Below are 17,647 nucleotides of genomic sequence, written 5' to 3'. Positions count from 1 at the left end.
GTGACGGGCAATGCGATGGACCCGCGTCTCACCCCCGCGACGCCCGGTCTCCGGGGCGACGCGCGGTTCGCTTCACCGCCTGTGCCGTCCTAGCGTCGTGCCACAGTCCCCCGGCACACACGAAACACGGAAGTCCCCCATGCCCGCTCCCCTCCTCCGCGGCTCGGAGCACGCCTCCGCCGCCGTCCGCACCGACGCGTTCTTCGCCCCGCAGCGCACCTCGACCGCGCACCTCCCCTCGGCGGAGGTCTTCACCCGCAACGTCGTCCGGGGTGTGCTCGAGGTCTTCGCGGGCGTTCGCGAGGCGGAGCAGCTCGCACGGTGGACGACGGAGGACGTCTACCGCGCCGTCGTCGTCCGCGCGGGCCTCGCCGCACGGGCCCGCAGCGCCCGACGCATGCCGGCACCGCGCGACGTGCACGAGATCCGGTCGGTGCACCTCTCCTCGCCCGCCGACGGCGTCGTCGAGGCCACGGTGATCGCCGCGGCGCGGACGCGCACGCGCGCCATCGCCCTCCGCATCGAGGGCCTCGACGGCCGGTGGCGCGTCACCGCCCTGGCGCTGCTGTGACGCCCTCTCAGGGTCGCCAGGACGCCAGGAAGTTGCCCAGCCGCTCCACGGCATCCGAGATCACCCGGGCCTCGGGGAGCGTCACGATGCGCACGTGGTCGGTGGCGGGCCAGTTGAAACCCGATCCCTGGACGATGAGCACGTGCTCGGCGATCAGGAAGTCGTGCACGAACTTGGCGTCGTCGGGGATCTCGTAGACCTCGGGGTCGAACCGCGGGAAGGCGTACAACGCACCGCGCGGCAGCACGCACGAGACCCCCGGGATCGCTTCGAGACCCTTCCACGCGGCATCCCGCTGCTCGTGGAGACGCCCCGTCGGCGCGACGAGCGCGTTGATGGACTGCACCCCCGACAACGCCGCCTGGACGGCGAACTGCGCCGGCACGTTCGGGCACAGGCGGGTGGATGCCAGCAGCGTGATGCCGTGCAGGAAGCCCTCGGCGTGATCCTTGGGCCCCGTGATCACGAGCCACCCCGACCGGTACCCCGCCACGCGATACGTCTTGGACAGGCCGTTGAACGTCAGCACGAGCAGATCGGGCGCGACCGTGGCCATCGGGATGTGCACCGCGTCGTCGAACAGGATGCGGTCGTAGATCTCGTCCGACAGCACGAGCAGCGAGTGCTCGCGGGCGATGTCGGCGATGCCCTCGAGCACCTCGCGCGAGTACACCGCGCCGGTCGGGTTGTTCGGGTTGATCACGACGATCGCCTTGGTGCGCGGCGTGATCTTCGCCCGGATGTCCTCGAGGTCGGGCTGCCACTCGCGCGACTCGTCGCAGAGGTAGTGCACCGGGGTGCCGCCCCCCAGGCTCGTCATCGCCGTCCACAGCGGGTAGTCCGGGGCCGGGATGAGGACCTCGTCGCCTTCGTCGAGCAGCGCCTGCATCGTCATGGTGATCAGCTCGGACACCCCGTTGCCGAGGTACACGTGGTCGGGGTCGACGTGCGGGAAGCCGGGCTCCTGCTCGTAGCGCGACACGACCGCGCGGCGGGCCGACAGGATGCCGCGACTGTCGCTGTACCCGTGCGCGTGGGGCACCGACGCGATCATGTCGCGGACGATCTGGTGCGGCGCCTCGAAGCCGAACGTCGCCGGGTTGCCCGTGTTGAGCTTGAGGATCGAGTGCCCCTCGGCCTCGAGTCGATCGGCCTCGACGAGGGCCTCCCCGCGGATCTCGTAGAGGACGTCCTTCAGCTTCGACGACTGATCGAGGGGGCGCAGCGGGCTCATCGCCTCAGGATATCCCCGGGCCGAACCGGCCAATCGACCACCCGTGGCCTGTCCCGACGCACGGATGCCGTGCTCCCGCGCATCTGCGGGGGCACGGCATCCGTGAGGCGGGGTTACTTCTTCTTGCCGGCGGCGCGACGATCGGCGCGGTTGTTCGCCGCGGGCTCGGGGGCCGCTGTCCGCTGCCCGAAGGCGCCGCGGGGGCCCGAGGGGGCGGCTTCGGCCGCGGGGGCCGTCGCCTGGCCCGCCTGGCGCAGACGGTTCGTCGCGGCCTGCTGCACCTGGCCCCGGTCGTTGCGCACCTCGACCTCGCCGGCGTCGTTCGCGGCGGAGTACTCCAGGCGCTGACCCTCGACGGCCGCGGGGGCGAGGCCCTTCGCCTCGACCTGAGCGCCCTCGTCGCCGTCGCCCTTACGGACCTCGACCTCGAGGTTGTAGAGGAAGCCGGCCGACTCCTCCTTGATCTGCCCCATCATCGACTGGAACATCTGGTAGCCCTCGCGCTGGTACTCGATCAGCGGGTCGCGCTGGGCCATCGCGCGCAGGCCGATGCCGTCCTTGAGGTAGTCCATCTCGTACAGGTGCTCGCGCCAGCGGCGATCGAGCACCTGCAGCACGACGCGACGCTCGAGTTCGCGCAGCGCCGGGGCACCGAGCGTCTGCTCGCGGTTCTCGTAAGCGATGCGGGCGTCGGAGATGATCTCGCGCTTCAGGCCCTCGGGGGTGATGCGACCCTTGTTCCCCCCGGCCTCGGCGACGACCTCGTCGATCGTGACGCTCACCGGGTAGAGGGTCTTCAGCTCGGTCCACAGCGCGTCGAAGTCCCACGACTCGGTGTGACCGCTGCCGGTGTGGTCGTCGATGATGGCCGTGATGGCATCCTCGATGAAATGCTGCACGCGGTCGGCGATGTCGTCGCCCTGGAGCATGTGCCGACGGTCGGCGTAGATCGCCTCGCGCTGGCGGTTGAGGACGTCGTCGTACTTGAGGACGTTCTTGCGCATCTCGGCGTTGCGGGCCTCGACCTGCGACTGCGCGCTCTTGATCGCGCGCGACACGAGGCCCGACTCGATCGCGACGTCGTCGGGGAAGTTCGTGCGGGCCAGGATCGCCTCGGCGGCCCCCGACTGGAACAGTCGCATGAGGTCGTCGGTGAGCGAGAGGTAGAAGCGGCTCTCGCCCGGGTCGCCCTGACGGCCGGAGCGACCGCGCAGCTGGTTGTCGATACGACGCGACTCGTGGCGCTCGGTGCCGAGCACGTACAGTCCGCCGGCCTCGGTGACCTTCGCCGCCTCTTCGGCGACCGTGTCGCGGACGGCCTGGTAGACCGAGTCCCACTCGGACTCGTAGGCGTCGGGCGTCTCGACGGGGTCGAGGCCCTTCGCCTTCATCTCGGACACGGCGAGGAACTCGGCGTTCCCGCCGAGCATGATGTCGGTACCGCGACCGGCCATGTTCGTGGCGACCGTGACAGCGCCCAGGCGACCCGCGCGGGCGACGATCTCGGCCTCGCGCGCGTGGTTCTTGGCGTTGAGGACCTCGTGGCGGACGCCCTTCTTCGACAGCAGCCGCGACAGGTACTCGCTCTTCTCGACGCTGGTCGTTCCGACGAGGACGGGCTGCCCCTTCTCGTGCCGCTCGGCGATGTCCTCCACGACCTGCGCGAACTTCGCCGTCTCGTTCTTGTACACGAGGTCGGGCTGGTCCTTGCGGATCATCGGCTTGTTCGTGGGGATGGGCACCACGCCGAGCTTGTAGGTCGACATGAACTCGGCCGCCTCGGTCTCGGCGGTACCGGTCATGCCCGAGAGCTTCTCGTACAGGCGGAAGTAGTTCTGCAGGGTGACCGTGGCGAGGGTCTGGTTCTCGGCCTTGACCGGGACCCCCTCCTTCGCCTCGATCGCCTGGTGGATGCCTTCGTTGTAGCGGCGTCCGACGAGGATGCGGCCGGTGTGCTCGTCGACGATCATGACCTCGTCGTTCATGACGACGTAGTCGGTGTCGCGCTTGAAGAGCGCGATCGCCTTGATCGAGTTGTTGAGGAACGAGATGAGCGGGGTGTTGGCCGACTCGTACAGGTTGTCGATGCCGAGGTAGTCCTCGACCTTCTCGATGCCGGGCTCGAGCACACCGATCGTGCGCTTCTTCTCGTCGACCTCGTAGTCGACGCCCGCCTCGAGGGTGCGCGCCAGCTTCGCGAACTCGGTGAACCAGCGGTTCGCCTCGCCCGAGGCGGGGCCCGAGATGATGAGCGGGGTGCGCGCCTCGTCGATGAGGATCGAGTCGACCTCGTCCACGATGGCGAAGAAGTGACCGCGCTGGACGAGGTCCTCCTTGCGCCAGGCCATGTTGTCGCGCAGGTAGTCGAAGCCGAACTCGTTGTTCGTGCCGTAGCTGATGTCGGCCTCGTACTGCTCGCGGCGCACCTCGGGCGTCTGGCCCGAGACGACGGTGCCCGTCGTCATGCCGAGCGCGCGGTACACGCGGCCCATGAGTTCGGACTGGTAGCTCGCGAGGAAGTCGTTGACCGTGATGACGTGGACGCCCTTGCCCGCGATCGCGTTGAGGTAGGCCGGGAGCGCCGCGGTCAGGGTCTTGCCCTCACCGGTCTTCATCTCGGCGATGTTGCCGAGGTGGAGGGCCGCGCCGCCCATGATCTGCACGTCGTACGGCCGCTGGCCGAGCGTGCGCTTGGCGGCCTCGCGGACGGCGGCGAAGGCCTCGGGCATGAGCTGGTCGAGGGTCTCGCCGGCTTCGTACCGCGCGCGCAGTTCGACGGTCTCGTTGCGCAGCTCTTCGTCGGTGAGCTGCTCGTAGTCCTCTTCGAGGGCACCGGTCGCCTTCACGACGCCCTGCAGTCGGCGGAGGATGCGCCCCTCTCCGGCGCGCAGCAGTTTCTCGAGCGGATTGGCCACGAAGCATCTCCATCTATCGGGTGCGGCGCCCTCGTGGACGCCGGCCTGCGTACAGGCATACACGGTCATGCTATCCGTGTTATCCGTTCGTGACCTGCGAGCCCGCTGGCTTTCGTGCTCACCGTGCGCGCCCGTAGCGAACACCCGGCCCGCTCCGAACAGCCCCGCTTAGGATCGAGCCATGGCCGGTTTCTGGGGTAAGAGGAAGCGCGAAGAGCAGGATGCCGCGGATGCCGATCTGGCGCGCCGCGCCGAACTCGCCATCGTCGCCGCCGACGAGCGCGTGCGGCTCACCTCCGACGAACTGGACTTCGCCCGCGCCGAGCTCGGCGACAAGGCCACGGAAGACCTCGCGGCCGCCCTGGACTCGGTGAAGGTGCACCTCGCCGAGGCGTTCCAGCTGCACCAGCTGAACCACGACGAGATCCCCGACACCAAAGAAGAGCTGCGGACGCGGAACGCGCGCATCATCCAACTCTCGAAGTGGGCCGAGGACCTCCTCGAGGAGCGCACGCTCGTCCTGCAGCCCAAGATCGACGCGGTGCGCCGGGCGCCCGAGACGCTGGCCCGCGTCCGCGCCGATCGCGACCGGCTGGCCGAAAGGGTCCCGCACGCCCGCGAGATCGTCGAGCGTCTCGCCCAGCGCTACAGCCCGTCGGCGCTCCAGCAGGTCTCGGGGAACCCCGACGAAATCCAGCAGCTCCTCGACTTCGCCGTCCACACCGCCGGGGTCTCCGAGCGCCGTCGCGAGGCCGGTCAGCGCGAGCAGGCGTCGGTGGCGCTGGAAGCGGCGACCGAGGCCGTGCGCCGCGCCGAATCGCTCCTGGATGCCGTCGACACCTTCGAGATCGAGGCCCTGCGCGCCGAATCGACCCTCGCGGCCGTCATCGACGACTCCCGCGGCGATCTGGTGGACGCACGGCGGGGCGCGCAGACACCGGCCGTGCTCCAGGCCATGGCGACGCTCGAGCGAGAGCTCCACGCGCTGCCCGCCGCGGGCGCCCGCACCGACCCGTTCAGCGCGCTCTCCTCGCTCCGTCAGGCCAACGCCGACCTGGATCTCGCTCGCGAGCGCGCGGCGCGGCCCGTGCCCTCGCAGGAACAGATCGAGCACGCCATCGACGACGCCGACCGTCAGCTCGCCGTCGCCCGCGGGCTCATCACGGGCCACCGCGGCTGGATCGGCGCCGACGCGCGCACGCGGTTCGTCGAGGCCGAGCGGCTGCGCGCCGGACTCCCCCTGGGCCCCATCGCGGAGGATCAGCGCGAGACGGCGCTCGCCACGGCACGACGCGCCGGCGGCCTGGCATCCGAGTCCCTCCAGCTGGCCCAGCGCGACATCGAGCAGTCGCGCCCCGACGACTGGGGCGGCAACGGCTACGGCCGCGGCGGTTACGGTCGCGGGGGCGGGATGGGCGGCGGGAACATGGTGGGCGGCATGCTCGGCGGCCTCGTCATCGGCTCACTGCTGGGCGACATCTTCGACGGCTGAGTCGTCGGCTAACGAAAGCGGGGCCCCGTCCGACGGACGGGGCCCCGCTTTCGTCGACGGTCAGGAAGCGACCGCGACCTCGGGCGAAGCCTGGGTGCCCAGGGCGATGACGCCGTAGTCCCAGCCCTTGCGGCGGTAGACGACACTCGGGTGGTCGGTGCGCGCGTCGATGAACAGGAAGAAGTCATGGCCGACCAGTTCCATCCGGTCGACGGCGTCTTCCACCGTCATCCACTCGGCGCCGAACTCCTTCTGCCGGATGACGACCGGGCAGTACTCCTCTTCTTCGGCGGCCTCCGCCTGCACGGGCACGGAACCCGTCGCCACCGCGCGGAGGACGTCCACCGAGGCGGGTTCGACGTCGATGCCGGCGAGCTCGCCGGTTCCCTTCTCGAACTTGGCACCGCGCGGGTGGTTGCGGGCGTCCACGCGCTTCTGCTTCGCGCGGCGCACCTGCTCCGAGATCTTGTCGACCGCCAGGTCGAGGGCGGCGAACTTGTCGGTGTCGGTCGCCTCCGCGCGGACCACGGGACCCTTCCCGTCGAGGGTGAGCTCGACCGTATCGTCCTCCATCCGGCCGTTGCGATAGGAGCGATGCGTAACCTTGACTTCGAGCGTGTTCGCGCGGGGCGCGAGGTGCTCGATCCGGCTGACCTTCTCTTCGACCACCGAGCGGAAACGGTCGGTGATACCGACTCCCACGCCCACGATGCTGGTGTCCATCCGTGACCTCCTTGTTCCGGGTTCCGCCGGTCTAAGGGCGGAACAGCCGTCGCCTTCAGTCCCCCTCACGGTAGTCGGGTGGACACCCCGATGTCACGTAATAATCACCTCCGATTCGCGTGTGGATCCGCCGCGTCTCGGCGTGTACGCGAGCGTGACGGCGACGATGCGGTCGACCCCCGCGTCCCGGAGCGCCGACACCGCATCCCGGAGGGTGGCGCCGGTGGTGACGACGTCGTCCACCACGACGACGGAGCCCGCGAGCGGGGCGCGCGCGGCGAAGAGACCCGCGACGTTGGCCCGGCGCGCGGCGCGGCCGAGACCACGCTGATCGGCGGAGGCGCGACGCATCCGCAGCAGCGGAACGCTCCGGGCCCCAGCCCGGCGCACGAGGAGGTCGACGGGACGGTAGCCGCGGCGCCGGTCGGCCGCGCGCGAGGCCGGGATGGTCGTGACGGTCGCCCCGGCCGGAGCGGCGGCGAGCGCCGCGGCGAGCGCCGGCCCCAGGGCGCCGGCGAGGCCCGTCCGGCCGTCGGACTTCATCGCGCGGATGACACGCGCGGCGACGCCGTCGAACTCGAGCGCGCTGATCACCTCGACATCGGGGAGCAGAGGGCGCCGGACGACCCGCGGAGTCAGGGCGGCGCGGCATCCCTCGCATACGTCGACGTCGAGCGCGCCGCACCCCGCGCACGCCACCGGGAACCAGAACGCCAGCGCGTCGACCACGGCCTCGCGGACGGCGCGCGTCCACACCGCCGGAAGAGGAGAACCCATGTCGGCAGGATGGCGCGGCACCGCGTGCCCCCGCGGGCGCGGCGACGCCTTCCGGGGAGGGATCCGTTCGGACCCCGCCCGGGGAGGACGGGTCAGGACGTGGTGCCCTGCTGCACCGCGAGGACGCGGATGTCACTGGCGACGAGGGTCCACGAGCTACCGCGGCGGCTGAAGAGGCGACCGGAGTCGTCGAGGATGCGCACGGTCGCACTGCCTCCGGCGATCGCCTTCGCGCTCTCGGGGACGGGCCCCACGGTGCCCCGTCCCCCGACGTTGAGTTCGTCGAGCCGCGCCGCGCCGTCGACCGACGTCAACACGCCGACGACGGTGTCGTCCAGCCACGCGAGATCGAACGCGCCCGGTTCCGAGAACGACAGCACGTGCGGCGGGCCGAGGCTGACCGCGTTCCCCTCGCGCACGATGCCCGCCAGCCACACCTCCCGGACCCCCGCGACGGTCACGATCGCCGCGATGCGCGTGCCGTCGCGCGAGATCTGGAAGGACACCACCTCGGAGGCATCCGGCCAGGCGTTGCCGATGTCGCGCGGAACCCCCTGCGGTGTGTACGCGCGCAGCTGCGAGGGAGCGGACCGCGGCACGCTCCAGATCTCGCCCGTCGCGTCGATGGACGGGGGCAGCAGGCCCGCGCGGTCGTCGAGGAGGAACGTGCCGCCGTCGGCGAGCGCGCTCGCGACCGCCCCCTGCTGCGTGAGCACGGCGGCGAGGCTCCGGTCGGCCTCGAGTTCGACGCTCGTCGGGGCGAGCGACTCCACCGCGTCGGAGAGGGTGGGGATCGTCTCGACCGTCTCGCCGCTGAGCACCCCGAACGTCCCGTCCGTGGTCAGCACGGCCGGCGACGGGTCGACCCGGGTGACCTTCACCGGCAGCTCGGTCGCGGCGATCGGCGTCCCGTCGACCGTCATCTGCACCTCGCTGATCCCGGCCGTCGCGAGACTGCGGGTCAACTGCGTCTGCATGCGGTCGAGGGTGGTGCGATCCAGACTCAACGCCGCCTGGGGCAGTTGCACCTGCGCGACGCCGCTCGAGGAGAGCGTCACCGAACGCCCCACCAGGGACAGCCCATCGGGGAAGGCGTTCTTCACGGCGCCCGAGAGCCAGGCGCTGGGCTGCCCGTCGACCAGGGCGGTCGTGACCCGGCTGGCCACGAGCGGGCGCGGGAACCACCGGACGTCGGGGACGATGAAACTCCACGTGGGGTCGAAGTACGCCACCGATGCCGCCTGATAGACGGTCGGGAAGACCTCCTCGTAGAGCACGACGCCGTCGGGAGCCGACGTGATCCGCCACTGGTCGTCGACACGCGCGAGGGTGAACGACAGGGTCTCGGTGGCCCCGCTCACCGCCGGAGAGTAGGCGCCGTCGGCATCCACGCCGGCGATCGCCGAGAGTTGCACGCCCACGGAGGTCCCGTCCGGAACGGCCGTCGCACGACGGTCGGCGAGGCGGTCGATCGTCACCCGGGCGCGCGGGTCCCACTGGGTGCCGGGCGCGAGGAAGAGCTTGGCCGTGGCCCAGTCGTCGGCGGGGCCGGACCCCGCGCGCAGGAAGCCCTCGACGATCTCGGCGGGCGAGGCGTCTTCGAGGGGGCCGTCCGGGACGAAGGCGAACTGCTGCGTCTGGTCGCCCTCCGGTCCGCGACCCGGGTTGACGTATCCCGTCGTGGGCAGGCCGGTGCAGGCGGAGAGGACCAGGACGAGCAGCAGGCTCAGGCCCGCGAATGCGCGCTTCATGAAGGCGTCCTCCCCGTCCGTCCGAGCGAGATCGGCTGCGTCAGTCCGAGCGCTTCGAGCGCGCCGCCCTGCTCGTCGTCCGGGACCAGGGGCAGCGGCGACCCCCCGAGCGGACGCCCGTCGCGCGGGAGTGTGAGCAGGAAGTTCGAGCCGTGGCCGAGTTCCGACCAGACCGACAGCGTGCCGCCGTGGAGCCGCGCGTCGCCCAGGGCGATGGAGAGCCCGAGACCCGTCCCGCCGATCGTCCGCACGCGCGAGGGGTCCGCGCGCCAGAAGCGGTCGAACACGCGTTCCACGTCGTCGGCCCGCATGCCGAGGCCGAAATCGCGGACGCTGAGGGCGACGGCATCCCGGTCGCTGTCGACGGAGACGACGATCGGACGCCCCTCCCCGTGCTCGATCGCGTTGCCGAGGAGGTTGCGCACGATCCTCCGCACCCGCCTTCCGTCCATGTCGATGGGGGTGTAGCCGCCGGGGGCGACCAGGCGGACGTCGCTGCCGTGCTGGTGGGCGAGCTGCTCCATCGACGCGATGACGTCCTCCGCCAGGTGGGCCATGCTCGTGGGCTCGAGTTCGAGCTGCACCGATCCGGCGTCGTAGCGACTGATCTCGAGGAGATCGGTCAGGAGCACCTCGAAGCGCTGCACCTGCGCGTGCAGCAGCTCGGCGGCACGGGCCGTGGTGGGCTCGAACTCCGCGCGCTGGTCGTTGATCATGTCGGCGGCGAGGCGGATCGTCGTCAGGGGCGTCCGCAGCTCGTGCGACACGTCCGAGACGAACCTCTGCTGCACGAGCGAGAGGTCGGCCAGCTCCTTGATCTGGGATTCGATGCTGTCGGCCATCGCGTTGAACGAGCGGTTCAGAGTGGCCAGCTCGTCCTCGCCGCGGACGGGCAGACGGACCCCCAGGTCGCCCGCCGCGAGCTTGGCGCTGGTCTCGGCGGCATCCGCGATCGGAGTCGTCACCGATCGGAGCACGACCCAGGCGATGGCCCCGATGAGCACGACGAGCACCAACCCGACCACCCACAGCAGCACCTGGACGAACGCGAGCGTCTGAGAGGCACTGGAGAGGTCGTACCCCATGTAGAGCTCGTAGTAGTCGACCCCGTCCTGGGCGGGGAAACGCAACTGGTGACCGACCAGGATGCCGGGCACCTCGCGCCCGGTGTCGGAGGGCAACGCCACCGACTGCCACCACTGCAGGTCGGGGTTGGACTGCACCTGGGTCCGCAGGGCGTCGGTGACGATCCCCGAGTCGAACGCCGGCGAGATGAACGGTTGCGGCGCCAGAGGAGAGGCGGGACCGATGCGGTACAGGGCGATCAGGTCGCTCGAGGACTGCTGCGACAAGCGCGTGGCGATGCCGTTCATCAGCGTCTGCGCCGCCGCCGGGTCGGTCGAGTCCACTGCGGCATCCAGCGTCGCCTGGGCCGCCGCCGTCGCGCGCTGGGCCTCGAGGAGCACCTGGTCCTTCCGGGCGGTGAAGAGCTCGTTCTGGATGACGAGCGCCATCGCCACGCAGGTGACGAGGATCGTCGCGGCCGTCAGCGCGACGGTGATGACGATCGTGCGGAACCGCAGCGATCGACGCCAGAGGGTCGCCAGACGGTCGCGGATGCCACGCCAGTCGATGGGCCGCCTCACCCGGGAGATCGGGATCGTGCGCACCGCGCCCGTCATGAGGGTCTCAAGCCACCGCGCCGGCGCGATAGCCCACCCCGCGCACGGTGGTCACGATGCGGGGGTTGTCGGGGTCGGCCTCGACCTTTGCGCGCAGGCGCTGGACGTGCACGTTGACCAGGCGCGTGTCGGCCTTGTAGTGGTATCCCCACACCTGTTCGAGCAGCATCTCGCGCGAGAAGACCTGCTGCGGTTTCTCGGCGAGGGCCACGAGGAGCTCGAACTCGAGCGGGGTCAGCGCGATCGGGCTCTCGCCGCGGCGGACCTCGTGCGCGGCGACGTCGACGACGAGGTCGCCGATCCGCAGGGTCTCGTCGACCGCCGCCGCGGCCGGACGCAGGCGCGTGCGGATGCGGGCGACGAGCTCTTTGGGGTTGAACGGCTTGACGATGTAGTCGTCGGCCCCGGATTCCAACCCCTTCACGACGTCGGCGGTGTCGGTGCGGGCGGTGAGCATGATGATCGGGATGCCGGACTCCGCGCGCACGCGGGTGCAGATCTCGATGCCGTCGACGCCGGGCAGCATGAGGTCGAGGAGGATCAGATCGGGACGCTCGGTGCGCCACGCGTCGACCGCCTGCGCGCCGTCCGCGCAGAACACGGTCTCGAATCCCTCGGTGCGCAGCACGATGCCGATCATCTCGGCGAGCGCGGTGTCGTCGTCGACAACCAGGATCCGTGAAGTCATCGGGTGTACGTCTTCCGTCTCGGCCCCGTTCGGGAACGGGTAACGCGCCGCGGGTGGGGCGCATCACCCCGAGCGTAGTCGACGTGTCCGGGATGAGGCCGAGCGTGTCCGGGGTGTGTGACACGATGAGGACACAGCCGACCGCCGAGGAGGCGTCATCGTGACCGCGTACCCCGCCTGGACGCCGGCCTCGCGCGCCGGGATCGTTCCGCTGCATCCGTACGGGTTCGGCACCATCCTCGGCCGCTCGTTCGTGGCGCTGCGCCACAATCCGCGCGTGCTGCTGGGCTTCGCCCTCGTCGTGCAGACCGTCGCGTACGTGATCGTCACGGCGGCCATCGCCGGGGTGGCGGTCGCGAGCTTCTCGCGCCTGGACACCCTCGTCGAGGGCAGCGACGCGTTCGATGCCGTCCTGACCGGGTCCATCGCCCTGACGGGCGTCGCCGCCCTGGTGCTCGGTGCTCTCGCCGGCGCTCTCGGCATCCTCGTCCAGGCCGTCGTCGTCACCGAGGTCGCCTCCGCGGTCGTCGCCGAGAAGCCGACGCTGCGCGAGGCGTGGGTGCGGGTGCGCCCCGTCTTCTTCCGCCTCCTCGGCTACGCCCTGCTGACCCTCCTGGCCTCGGTCATCGTCCTCGCGGTCCTCGGCGGGATCGCGGTCCTCGCGGGCTTGGCGGTCCTCCCGCTCGGGATCGTGCTGGGCGTCCTGTTCGCCCTCGGGCTCATCCCCCTCTACGCCTGGCTGTCGACCAAACTCTTCCTCGTCCCCTCCGCGATGATCCTCGAGGGCGTCGGCATCCGACGCGCCATCGCCCGGTCCTGGGTGCTGACGCGACGGCGCTTCTGGTCGACGTTCGGCGTGATCGTCGTCATCTCCCTCGCCTTCGGCTTCGTCGCACAGGTCATCTCGATCCCGCTGAGCCTGCTCTCGGGTGGGATCTCCGCGATCATCGCTCCGACCGAAGCCGAGAACCCCAGCGCGATCGTGGCGTTCGTGGTGATCCAGTTCGTCGGACAGATCGGCATCCTGCTGGTCCAGTGCATCGCGGTCGTGGTCCAGTCGACCTCGGCGGTCCTGGTGTACGTGGACGCGCGGATGCGCGTCGAGGGTCTCGACCACGACCTCTCCGTCTACGTCGAGGCGCGCGACGCGGGGGCGGCCGCACTGCCCGACCCCTACCGCGCCGGTATCGGCCGCACGATCGCGCCCGCTCCGGCGTGGGGGACGCCGCCTGCTCCGGGGTGGCCCGCGCCACCCGCCGGGTTCGGCGCGGCCTGGCCCGCACCGACCACGGCGACGGCGGCGCCGCCGAGCGCGCCGCCTGCACCGCCCGCGGCCGCACCCGCACCCCCCGCGGCCGCACCGCCCGCGGCCGCACCGCCGCAGCCGCCGCACCCGCCCCTTCCGCCGTCCGACCCGACCGCATGGGCGGCCCCCGGCGGTCCGCCCGCGGGTTCGTGATCGCGGCCCTCCGGGCGCTGGTGAGCGCCGTCCCGCTGCTCCCCGACCCGGACGAGGCCCGGGAGTGGGCCGAGCGCGAGCTCGCCGACCCGGTCTACCGTGCCGCCGAGCCGACGCCCTTCGACCGGGCGGCGCGGGCGGTCCTGGACTTCCTGGAGCGGCTGTTCACCGCCCCGGTGTCGGGCGACTGGGGTCCGTGGGCGTTCGTCGTGCTGGCCGTCCTCGTCATCGCCGCGATCATCGTGGCGCTGCTGATCTGGGGCCGGCCGCGCGTCACCGTCCGGGCCCGCCCGGCCGCGCGCGCCCTCTTCGACGAGGACGACGGACGTTCCGCCGACGAGCTGCGCGCCGACGCCGCGGCCGGGGCCCAGCGCGACGACTGGGACGCCGCGATCGTGCTCCGGTTCCGCGCGTTCGCACGCGGACTCACCGAGCGCGGCATCGTGGACCCGCCGCCCGGCGCCACGGCGCGCGCGTTCGCCCGGTCCGCCGGCGACGCGCTTCCCGCGCTCGGGTCATCCGGCCTCGCCGCGGCGTCGGTGTTCGACGACGTGCGGTATCTCGGACGCCCCGGCACGGCCGACGCCTACGCCCTCGTCCGTCGCCTCGACGAGACCGCCGTGGCATCCCGCGTCGGGATCCCGGATGCCGGGGCGGTCGCGCCGTGACGTCTGTCGCCGCAGCTCCGATCCGGCGTCGCCGAACGGCAATCGGGTGGATCGCGCTCGTCGCCGTCCTGGCCGCCGTCGGACTCTTCGGCACGACCCTGGTGTTCGGCGGGTGGATGCAGCGCGACGCGCTCGACCCCGAATCCCCGGCGCCCGACGGCACCCGCGCCGTCGTGCGCCTCCTCGAGCAGCAGGGCGTCTCGGTCACCGTCGTCCGCGACCTCGCCGCCGCCGAACGCGCGCTCGACGCCGCGCCGAGCACGCTCGTGATGCGCGATGCCCCGATGCTCAGCGACGCGGCATTGCGCCGCCTCACCACAGAAGCGGGCGACGTCGTGCTCGTCGAACCGCGCTCCCGCAGCCTGGACGTCCTGCTGAGCGGTTCCGCGCTCGGAGACGTCGTCGAGGATCGTTCGACCCCTCCGGCGTGCGACGTTCCCGCCGCCCAGGCCGCGGGCTCGGCGCACGTGGGCGAGCTGTATCTGCCCGGCGAGGGCGTGATCGGCTGCTACCCGATGGAGGGCGGGTTCGGCGTCCTCGTCCACGACGAGGGAGACAGGACGGTCACGGCGGTGGACGGACTGTCCGTCCTCACCAACCGGGCCCTCCCCCTCGACGGCGACGCCGCCCTCGCGCTCGGTCTCCTCGGGCGCGCGCCCGCGCTCGTCTGGTACGTGCCCTCCCTCGCCGACGCCGACACCGGCACCGCCGTCCCCACGATCGGCGAGCTCACCCCCGAGTGGGTGACGCCGGCGATGGTGCTGCTGCTGATCGCCGGGCTCACGGCCGCGGTGTGGCGCGGACGCCGGTTCGGGCCGCTCGTGACCGAGCGCCTGCCGGTGACCGTCCGGGCGAACGAGACGACCGAGGGACGAGCCCGGCTCTACGCCGCCTCCGGGGATGCCGCCCACGCCCTCGACGAACTGCGCCGTGCCGCCCGTCGCCGACTGGTGCGACTGCTCGGCCTGTCGGCCCGGACGCCCGCGGAACAACTCGCGGACGCGGTGGCCGAGCGGCTCGGGACCGACCGTGCGATCGTGCGCGGCATCCTGATCGACGACCTCCCCCGCACCGACCGCGAACTCGTCGCGGCCAGCGACCGACTGCGCGATCTCGAGACGAGCGTCCGCGCGACACTCCGAACGGAAAGGACCCCCCGATGACCGACAGTCCTCTCGGCTCCCCCGACCACGCCGCCGCCCCGGCACCCGCGTCGGACGCGCCGCGAACGGTGGCCGACGACGCGGCCCTGCGTCAGGCGATGCACCGCGTGCGCACCGAGGTCGGCAAGGCCGTCGTCGGCCAGGACGGCACGATCACCGGACTGCTCATCGCGCTCCTCTCGCGCGGCCACGTGCTCCTCGAGGGCGTGCCGGGCGTCGCCAAGACCCTGCTGGTGCGGTCCTTCAGCCGGGCGCTCGGCCTCGACACGCGACGCGTGCAGTTCACCCCCGACCTCATGCCCGGAGACGTCACCGGTTCGCTCGTCTACGACGCCCGCTCGGGGGAGTTCGAATTCCGCGCCGGACCCGTGTTCACGCACGTGCTCCTCGCCGACGAGATCAACCGCACGCCCCCGAAGACGCAGGCGGCCCTGCTGGAGGCGATGGAGGAACGCCAGGTCTCGTCCGACGGCGTCAGCCGTCCGCTTCCCGACCCGTTCCTGGTCGCCGCGACCCAGAACCCGGTCGAGCACGAGGGCACCTACACGCTCCCCGAGGCTCAACTCGACCGCTTCCTCCTCAAGCTCGTGGTCGATCTGCCGGATCGGGATGCCGAGGTCGACGTCCTCCGCCGCCACGCGGGCGGGTTCGATCCGCGGCGCCTGGGCGAGGCCGGAGTGGATGCCGTCGTCACGGCGCCGGAGATCCTCGCGGCGCAGCGCGCGGCGGCATCCGTCGCCGTCGCCGACGACGTGCTCGGTTACGTCGTCGACCTCGCCCGGGCCACGCGGCAGAGCCCGTCCGTGCTGCTCGGCGTGAGTCCGCGCGCGTCGACCGGACTCCTCGCCGCGGCGAAGGCGTGGGCGTGGCTCGGGGGCTACCCCGCCATCACGCCCGACCACGTGCAGACGATGCTCGTGCCCGTGTGGCGCCACCGGATCCGGCTGCGACCCGAAGCCGAGATCGAGGGCGTGTCGGTGGATGCCGTCCTCGCCTCGGTCCTGCAGCAGACGCGCGTTCCGCTCTGATGCACGTCACCGGTCGTCTGGCCCTGCTCGTCGCCCTCGGCGTCCTCCCACTGATCCTGCTCACCTCCGCGGGGGCCGGACCCTGGACCGTCGTCGGTGGCTGGCTCGCGCTGTGCGCGGGGTTGACGGCGGCCGACGTCCTGCTCGCCGCGAGCCCCCGCGCGATCGAGATCACCCGGCGGCTCCCCGAACGCGCTCTGCGGGATGAACCGGTCGCGGGAGAAGTGCGGGTCCGCAACCTGGGCCGCCGGATGCTGCGCGCCCGCGTGCGCGACGCGTGGCAGCCCACGGCAGGGGCCCCACCCGAGCGGCTGCGATTCGTCGTGCCGCCGGGCGAACGTCGAGGTGCCCCGCTGCCGCTCCTTCCCCGGCGTCGCGGCGAGCTACGGAGCGAGTTCGTCGTCGTGCGGTCGGACGGGCCGTTGCGCCTGGCCGGGCGGCAGGCGACGATCCCGGCACCGGCGAGGCTGCGCGTTCTCCCGCCCTTCACGTCGCGGCGGCATCTGCCCTCGCGTCTGGCGCGTCTGCGCGAGCTCGACGGCAACACGACCCTCCAGGTGCGCGGTGCCGGGACGGAGTTCGACAGCCTGCGCGAGTACGTCCGCGGCGACGACGTGCGCTCGATCGACTGGCGCGCCACGGCACGCGCGGGAACGACGATGCTGCGCACCTGGCGGCCGGAGCGCGACCGGCACGTCGTGATCGTCATCGACACCGGTCGGACGGCCGCGGCGCGGGTGGGCGACGGCACCCGGCTCGACGCCGCGATGGAGGCGGCACTGCTCCTCTCCGCCCTCGCGGTGCGGGCGGGCGACCACGTGCACCTGCTGATGTTCGACCGGGTGACCCGGGCCCGCGTCACCCGCGTGGACGGCTCGGGACTGCTCCCCGCACTCGTGGACGCGATGGCGCCCGTCGAACCGCAGCTCATCGACACCGACTGGGATGCCGCCTTCACCCAGGTGCGCGGTCTCACGCAGCGCCCGGCTCTCGTCGTGCTGGTGACCGCCGCCGACGATCCGGAGGCGGCGCGCGCGTTCCTCGCGTCCCTCCCCGCCGTGGCGGCGCGGTCGCGCCTGCTCGTGGCGACGGCCACCGACGGCCCCGGCGAGGCACCCGAGCTCGACGACGCCGCCGCCGTCTATGCCGCTGCGGCGGTGGAGCGTGCGCGGTCCGACGCCGATCGCGTGCGCGAGGCCGTCGTGAGGGCGGGCGGCGATGCCGTCTCGGCCTCGGCCGACGACCTGCCCCCGCTCGTGGCCGACCGGTATCTCGCACTCAAGGCGGCCGGGCGACTCTGACGACGCCGGTTCACCGCCGCGGGTCGAGCCGCGCTAAGCGCCGCGACACCATGACGGCACCGTCGGGACGGCGACGAACTCGGCATCCGCTGGCGTAGCACACACTCCCCATGCAGCCGGTCGCATACGTCGCGGCTTATCCTGGGGGGTACCCTTCCAGCCGCCGGCGTGTCCCTCCGCGCGCGGCTCGGCCGT

14 protein-coding genes are annotated in these 17,647 nt (G+C 72.0%); 7 read left to right on the top strand and 7 right to left on the bottom strand.

All coding sequences use genetic code 11. From position 1 onward, the window contains the following. Positions 1 to 139: 139 nt before the first annotated feature. Positions 140 to 571 (top strand): Rv3235 family protein, encoded by a 432-nt coding sequence (locus P8R59_RS10765; protein WP_278101059.1) that lies wholly within the window; start codon positions 140 to 142, stop codon positions 569 to 571. Between the two features lie 7 nt (positions 572 to 578). Here P8R59_RS10765 and P8R59_RS10760 read toward each other — a convergent pair whose 3' ends face one another. Together P8R59_RS10760 and secA are read right to left on the bottom strand one after the other, a co-directional pair. Then, a complete protein-coding gene (locus P8R59_RS10760; RefSeq protein WP_077050404.1) occupies positions 579 to 1,805 on the bottom strand; it encodes a pyridoxal phosphate-dependent aminotransferase in 1,227 nt (408 codons plus the stop codon). A 113-nt stretch (positions 1,806 to 1,918) separates the two neighbouring features. Further along, positions 1,919 to 4,720: a preprotein translocase subunit SecA gene (secA, locus tag P8R59_RS10755; RefSeq protein ID WP_278101058.1), complete on the bottom strand. Its 2,802-nt coding sequence runs from the start codon at positions 4,718 to 4,720 to the stop codon at positions 1,919 to 1,921. 181 nt (positions 4,721 to 4,901) lie between these two features. On the opposite strand from secA, the gene P8R59_RS10750 reads away from it, so the two are divergent. After that, a complete protein-coding gene (locus P8R59_RS10750) occupies positions 4,902 to 6,212 on the top strand; it encodes a hypothetical protein (RefSeq protein ID WP_278101057.1) in 1,311 nt (436 codons plus the stop codon). Between the two features lie 60 nt (positions 6,213 to 6,272). Here P8R59_RS10750 and hpf read toward each other — a convergent pair whose 3' ends face one another. From hpf to mtrA, 5 genes are all read right to left on the bottom strand, one after another. Further along, positions 6,273 to 6,935 carry a ribosome hibernation-promoting factor, HPF/YfiA family gene (hpf, locus tag P8R59_RS10745; RefSeq protein ID WP_077050407.1) on the bottom strand — a complete coding sequence of 221 codons (663 nt, stop codon included), beginning with the start codon at positions 6,933 to 6,935 and terminating at the stop codon, positions 6,273 to 6,275. 93 nt (positions 6,936 to 7,028) lie between these two features. Further along, positions 7,029 to 7,712, bottom strand: coding sequence for a ComF family protein (locus tag P8R59_RS10740; RefSeq protein ID WP_278101056.1), 684 nt, complete (start codon positions 7,710 to 7,712; stop codon positions 7,029 to 7,031). A 92-nt stretch (positions 7,713 to 7,804) separates the two neighbouring features. Further along, entirely contained in the window at positions 7,805 to 9,463 is a 1,659-nt protein-coding gene (locus P8R59_RS10735; protein ID WP_278101055.1) for an LpqB family beta-propeller domain-containing protein, read from the bottom strand. After that, positions 9,460 to 11,145 carry an MtrAB system histidine kinase MtrB gene (gene mtrB / locus P8R59_RS10730; protein WP_278101054.1) on the bottom strand — a complete coding sequence of 562 codons (1,686 nt, stop codon included), beginning with the start codon at positions 11,143 to 11,145 and terminating at the stop codon, positions 9,460 to 9,462. Before mtrB ends, P8R59_RS10735 begins: the two co-directional genes overlap by 4 nt. Before the next feature lie 7 nt (positions 11,146 to 11,152). Next, positions 11,153 to 11,833, bottom strand: coding sequence for an MtrAB system response regulator MtrA (gene mtrA / locus P8R59_RS10725; RefSeq protein WP_077050411.1), 681 nt, complete (start codon positions 11,831 to 11,833; stop codon positions 11,153 to 11,155). A gap of 160 nt (positions 11,834 to 11,993) precedes the next feature. On the opposite strand from mtrA, the gene P8R59_RS10720 reads away from it, so the two are divergent. The 5 genes from P8R59_RS10720 to P8R59_RS10700 are packed head-to-tail and all read left to right on the top strand — an operon-like array spanning position 11,994 to position 17,452. Further along, positions 11,994 to 13,292 (top strand): glycerophosphoryl diester phosphodiesterase membrane domain-containing protein, encoded by a 1,299-nt coding sequence (locus tag P8R59_RS10720; protein ID WP_278101053.1) that lies wholly within the window; start codon positions 11,994 to 11,996, stop codon positions 13,290 to 13,292. Continuing rightward, positions 13,289 to 13,960 carry a DUF4129 domain-containing protein gene (locus P8R59_RS10715; protein WP_278101052.1) on the top strand — a complete coding sequence of 224 codons (672 nt, stop codon included), beginning with the start codon at positions 13,289 to 13,291 and terminating at the stop codon, positions 13,958 to 13,960. Before P8R59_RS10720 ends, P8R59_RS10715 begins: the two co-directional genes overlap by 4 nt. Continuing rightward, positions 13,957 to 15,123, top strand: coding sequence for a DUF4350 domain-containing protein (locus P8R59_RS10710; protein ID WP_278101051.1), 1,167 nt, complete (start codon positions 13,957 to 13,959; stop codon positions 15,121 to 15,123). Before P8R59_RS10715 ends, P8R59_RS10710 begins: the two co-directional genes overlap by 4 nt. After that, positions 15,120 to 16,151, top strand: a complete 1,032-nt coding sequence (locus tag P8R59_RS10705) for an AAA family ATPase (protein ID WP_431606854.1) — start codon at positions 15,120 to 15,122, stop codon at positions 16,149 to 16,151. Before P8R59_RS10710 ends, P8R59_RS10705 begins: the two co-directional genes overlap by 4 nt. Further along, positions 16,151 to 17,452, top strand: a complete 1,302-nt coding sequence (locus P8R59_RS10700) for a DUF58 domain-containing protein (RefSeq protein WP_278101050.1) — start codon at positions 16,151 to 16,153, stop codon at positions 17,450 to 17,452. The genes P8R59_RS10705 and P8R59_RS10700 overlap by 1 nt, the downstream gene beginning before the upstream one ends. Positions 17,453 to 17,647 lie beyond the last annotated feature (195 nt).

It is taken from the genome of Microbacterium proteolyticum (assembly GCF_029639405.1).
Lineage (GTDB): Bacteria > Actinomycetota > Actinomycetes > Actinomycetales > Microbacteriaceae > Microbacterium.
Note: the sequence above shows the minus strand (reverse complement) of the source record. Positions and strands in the feature narration are given on the sequence as shown.

Excerpts from the sequence above, each read along its gene's own strand:
- P8R59_RS10750 (WP_278101057.1), top strand. The coding sequence starts at position 4,902 with ATGGCCGGTTTCTGGGGTAAGAGGAAGCGCGAAGAGCAGGATGCCGCG.
- P8R59_RS10700 (WP_278101050.1), top strand. The coding sequence starts at position 16,151 with ATGCACGTCACCGGTCGTCTGGCCCTGCTCGTCGCCCTCGGCGTCCTC.
- P8R59_RS10735 (WP_278101055.1), bottom strand. The coding sequence starts at position 9,463 with ATGAAGCGCGCATTCGCGGGCCTGAGCCTGCTGCTCGTCCTGGTCCTC.
- P8R59_RS10760 (WP_077050404.1), bottom strand. The coding sequence starts at position 1,805 with ATGAGCCCGCTGCGCCCCCTCGATCAGTCGTCGAAGCTGAAGGACGTC.
- mtrA (WP_077050411.1), bottom strand. The coding sequence starts at position 11,833 with ATGACTTCACGGATCCTGGTTGTCGACGACGACACCGCGCTCGCCGAG.
- mtrB (WP_278101054.1), bottom strand. The coding sequence starts at position 11,145 with ATGACGGGCGCGGTGCGCACGATCCCGATCTCCCGGGTGAGGCGGCCC.
- P8R59_RS10705 (WP_431606854.1), top strand. The coding sequence starts at position 15,120 with ATGACCGACAGTCCTCTCGGCTCCCCCGACCACGCCGCCGCCCCGGCA.
- P8R59_RS10740 (WP_278101056.1), bottom strand. The coding sequence starts at position 7,712 with ATGGGTTCTCCTCTTCCGGCGGTGTGGACGCGCGCCGTCCGCGAGGCC.
- P8R59_RS10765 (WP_278101059.1), top strand. The coding sequence starts at position 140 with ATGCCCGCTCCCCTCCTCCGCGGCTCGGAGCACGCCTCCGCCGCCGTC.
- hpf (WP_077050407.1), bottom strand. The coding sequence starts at position 6,935 with ATGGACACCAGCATCGTGGGCGTGGGAGTCGGTATCACCGACCGTTTC.